Raw genomic sequence first — 4,247 nt, forward strand, 5'->3', positions numbered from 1 at the left:
ATCGCTGGTATTTATAATTATGAACTTTCTTGGAAGACAAACTAGCGATCTCCTAAGACTTTCGCAAGAGGTCTAATCTATCCAATATTCCTTAGCTCTACTAATGTCTTAGTCGGGAGTGCTTTTATCCCCACCGCACAGCATCCGCACAATCGCGGCTCCCACTTGTCCAAAGTAGACTCGGTAGCCCGGGCCGTAGTCAATCTTAAGTTCGCAAACTCCTTCGCCAACTGAGCTACACTCTCCCAAATTGCCACTGCTAACGCGCTCAAGCCTCTTATCAATCCTGATGTTAGCGTTAACATCGCGTAGCGAACCAAACTATTGGGCAAAAGGAAACGTACCGTCAGGCTTGCCATAACGCTTAATCTCTGTTGGTTGCCCTTCCATAATCGGAACTTGAGCCACTCAGCACCCCAATATTAAAGCCGCGCCCGATCGCCCATTGACTTCATGCGCTACAATTATTAAGAAATCTTTAGTTAGATCCGTTTAACGTTCCAGACGCATTATGAGTCTTCCCATTCGCAACGTCGCCATCATTGCTCACGTCGATCACGGCAAAACCACCCTTGTGGACGCTCTCCTCAGACAGTCCGGGATCTTCCGCGAAGGGGAAGAAATCCCAGATTGCGTCATGGACTCCAACGACATCGAGCGCGAGCGTGGCATTACCATCCTTTCCAAAAACACCGCCGTCAGGTACGGAGAAACCCTGATCAACATCGTCGATACCCCCGGACACGCGGACTTCGGCGGAGAAGTCGAACGAGTTCTCGGCATGGTTGACGGCTGTCTGCTGATCGTAGACGCCAACGAAGGCCCGATGCCACAAACCCGCTTCGTGCTGAAAAAAGCCCTAGAAAAAGGACTGCGCCCGATCGTCTTTGTGAATAAGATCGATCGCGAGCGAGCCGACCCCCACAAAGCCGTCGATAAAGTTTTGGATCTGTTCCTCGAACTAGGTGCTGACGACGATCAGTGCGAATTTCCCTATCTCTTCGGTTCCGGCTTAAGCGGTTACGCCAAAAAACACCTCGAAGATGAAGGGGTAGATATGAAGCCCCTCTTTGAAGAAATCCTCGACCACGTACCACCCCCCGTAGGCGACCCCAACAAGCCACTACAACTGCAAGTAACCACCTTAGATTACTCAGAATATGTCGGTCGCATCGTCATCGGCCGCATCCACAACGGCACAATTAGAATCGGTCAACAAGCAGTCTTAATCACCGAAAGCGGCGCGATTGTCAAATCAAAAATTACCAAATTGATGGGCTTTGAAGGCCTGAAGCGGATTGATATCCCAGAATCTTCTGCTGGTAATCTTGTCGCCGTTGCAGGTTTTGCTGATGCGTATATTGGCGAGACAATTACCTGCCCGAACGACCCGCAAGCGCTGCCTTTAATCAAGGTAGATGAACCGACTTTGCAGATGACTTTCTCGGTGAACGATTCGCCGTTCTGCGGTCAAGAAGGAAGTTTGGTGACATCTCGGCAAATTCGCGATCGACTAATGCGAGAACTCCAAACCAACGTCGCCTTGCGCGTCGAAGAAACCGAATCTCCCGACAAATTCCTCGTATCCGGCCGCGGCGAACTCCACCTCGGAATCCTGATCGAAAATATGCGTCGCGAAGGATACGAATTCCAAGTATCTCAACCGCAAGTAATCTTCCGCGAAATCGGCGGTCGTCCCTGCGAACCTTTTGAATGTTTGGTATTAGACGTACCCGAAGAAGCAGTCGGCGGCTGCATCGAACGCCTCGGTCAGCGGAAAGCCGAAATGCAAGATATGCACGTCAGCAGCACCGGCCGCACGCAAATAGAATTTTCAGTTCCCGCCCGCGGCTTGATTGGATTCCGAGGCGAGTTTATGCGCTTGACTCGTGGCGCTGGAATTATGAACCACAGCTTCCTGGACTATCGCCCCCTCGGTGGAGAAATTATCGCCCGTCGCAACGGAGTATTGATTTCCTTTGAAGAAGGAATTGCAACTACTTATTCACTGAAAAATGCTGAAGACCGCGGCGTATTTTTCATTACCCCCGGAACCAAGGTTTACAGAGGGATGATTATCGGAGAAAACAACCGAGACGAAGACATGGAGCTGAATATTTGCAAGTCGAAGCAGTTGACAAACCACCGCGCATCTGGCGGTGAAGAATTGGCGCAATTGCAAGCGCCAGTCGATATGAGTTTGGAGCGCGCTTTGGAGTACATCGGCCAGGATGAATTGGTGGAAGTAACACCAAAATCAATTCGCTTGCGGAAGGTTTCCAAGAAGTTGGTCAAACGGTAAAACAACTTGTAGGGTGCGCCTCGGCGCACCTTACTTTCTATCGACAGTAAAAACCTGCCAAAAATTTCAAAATTATATATTATCCAATTGTGCTTTGGTTATTTTACTTAGTTATCTACTTATCAACTGATCTTTATCACTAGATGTTTCCCGCAAAGCCTTTAAATACTATGCAAATAAGGTTCTCAGAGAAGCACAAGTATTCGGATCAGATAAAACCTTTTCAATATTAAGTCGAGCGAGAATTCGATCGCCGTGTTCTTTTTCATTAAATCCAGAATATATGTTTTAGTTCACCTTTGGGATGGCTAATAGTTTTATTTTATTATTTATTTCTATATCATAGTCTGCCTTTTCTGTCAATTGGCAGAGCGGGCTGCTCAGGGGCGATCGCGCGCTGAACAAAGTCACACAATATGTTTTAATTTATATTTGAGCAAAATCCAAACAAAATTAGCCATGAGTCCAAAATCCATAGCCGTAATCAACTTCAAAGGCGGTGTCGGAAAGACTACCGTCACTTGGAGTCTGGGAAATATTATATCCCAAGGAACCGACTTAGAAGTCTTGATGTTAGACTTAGATCCGCAAATGTCGCTCACAGAGGCGATCGGACTTAACGAAAATACAGGTCATTTAGATGATAAGTTTGGTAAATGGTACGAAAAATCTCTCAAGCACAGACTTACAATTTACGACGCTCTAGAAGTCTTTAAAAAAGCAGGACAGAATTTTAAATTTCCCGTTGGTTTCGACACCATTTATCAGATTGACGAACAATTGCATTTTGTCCCTTCAGTTGAAGAATTGTATTGGTTAGATATCGATGGATTTGAGGGAAAAAGTGTTAAAGACTTCATCCGCCGATTCATCGGCAAAATCGCCAACTCTGCCAATCTCCCCAAATACGACTTGATGCTTTTTGACTGTTCGCCTTCCTTCAGTCTCCTCACCTACAGTGTCCTCTCTTGCTGCGACTTAATATTAATTCCCGTCAATCCCGATTATTTTGGTTCTAGAGGATTGAGTTTAGTTTTAAACTCGCTCCAGAAACGGATTGAGCCTTATCCATTTCCCAAGATAGCAGTCTTTATGAATAAAGCTAAAACCTATGGAGGATTGCTGACAAATGAAGTTCAGTTTTACATGAGAGAAGTAAAGAGACTTTGCGATGAGAAATCAAAAGATAATAACATAGAAGTTAGATTTTTAGAATCGACGATTCGGGAAAGCGTCGGGCTAAAACGGGCGATTAATGAGGGAGAACTGCCGCGAGAATTAGTGAGAGAATTTGAGAAACTATGGCACGAGTGTGAGGAGTATCTGAAATGAGTAAAAAGGAAATTTTGGCTGCTTCCGAACAAGAAAGCGGGGGGTTAGTTGAGGAAATTGGCGAACTTAAGGAAATCTTGCGGGACGTTGCTCGAAAATTAACCCGGCTTGAGACTCAAGTTAAGCGGGGAGTGATTTCTGCTGGCTCAAAAACTTCGGATATTCCCAGGGGTGCTGATGTTAATAAACCTGCTAATTTATCGGCAGGAAATGTTCTAGAAGTTTATGAAGAACTGCGTTTACAAGCTAAGAAGGGTAATGAAGAAGAGGTGAGGCAAAAATTGTTGACAATGAGTGCAACGGACTTGAACTTGATGTGTTGCGAGTTAGGGATGCCGCCCAGCAGCAAGAATCCCTCCCGAAAAAAAATGTTTGAGCTAATTATTGGCAGAATTAAACAGAGTTTGAGGCTGTCACGACATATCGATCGACAAACACTTTAAAAAGTAGCACAGGAATCGATAAAATGCGTTTTAATGTGCATGGGTCGCTGGGATATGGAAGGGGCAAACAGCCTGTTCCACAAGAGTTTCACTGGGAGCATCCCGGTTTTGCAAAAGCCTCAAATGGCTAAGAGGTCGTTGAGGTAGGCACAACGAAGTTTTAGCATTTG

At 45.7% G+C, this 4,247-nt stretch carries 3 protein-coding genes and 1 pseudogene; 3 read left to right on the forward strand and 1 reads right to left on the reverse strand.

The features are described 5' to 3' along the window. Positions 1 to 108: 108 nt before the first annotated feature. Positions 109 to 390 (reverse strand): annotated as a pseudogene (locus QUA40_RS27870) (type II toxin-antitoxin system RelE/ParE family toxin). Between the two features lie 121 nt (positions 391 to 511). Here QUA40_RS27870 and typA point away from each other — a divergent pair. From typA to QUA40_RS27885, 3 genes are all read left to right on the forward strand, one after another. Beyond that, the gene (gene typA, locus QUA40_RS27875; RefSeq protein WP_333131827.1) at positions 512 to 2,302 is read left to right on the forward strand and encodes a translational GTPase TypA; all 1,791 of its coding nucleotides are present in this window, start codon (positions 512 to 514) and stop codon (positions 2,300 to 2,302) included. A gap of 459 nt (positions 2,303 to 2,761) precedes the next feature. Next, positions 2,762 to 3,634, forward strand: coding sequence for a ParA family protein (locus QUA40_RS27880; protein WP_333131829.1), 873 nt, complete (start codon positions 2,762 to 2,764; stop codon positions 3,632 to 3,634). Further along, positions 3,631 to 4,077 carry a hypothetical protein gene (locus QUA40_RS27885; RefSeq protein WP_333131831.1) on the forward strand — a complete coding sequence of 149 codons (447 nt, stop codon included), beginning with the start codon at positions 3,631 to 3,633 and terminating at the stop codon, positions 4,075 to 4,077. The genes QUA40_RS27880 and QUA40_RS27885 overlap by 4 nt, the downstream gene beginning before the upstream one ends. Positions 4,078 to 4,247 lie beyond the last annotated feature (170 nt).

This window comes from Microcoleus sp. Pol11C3, assembly GCF_036701485.1.
GTDB lineage: Bacteria > Cyanobacteriota > Cyanobacteriia > Cyanobacteriales > Microcoleaceae > Microcoleus.

Coding starts and splice junctions, on each gene's coding strand:
- QUA40_RS27880 (WP_333131829.1), top strand. CDS start 2,762: ATGAGTCCAAAATCCATAGCCGTAATCAACTTCAAAGGCGGTGTCGGA.
- typA (WP_333131827.1), top strand. CDS start 512: ATGAGTCTTCCCATTCGCAACGTCGCCATCATTGCTCACGTCGATCAC.
- QUA40_RS27885 (WP_333131831.1), top strand. CDS start 3,631: ATGAGTAAAAAGGAAATTTTGGCTGCTTCCGAACAAGAAAGCGGGGGG.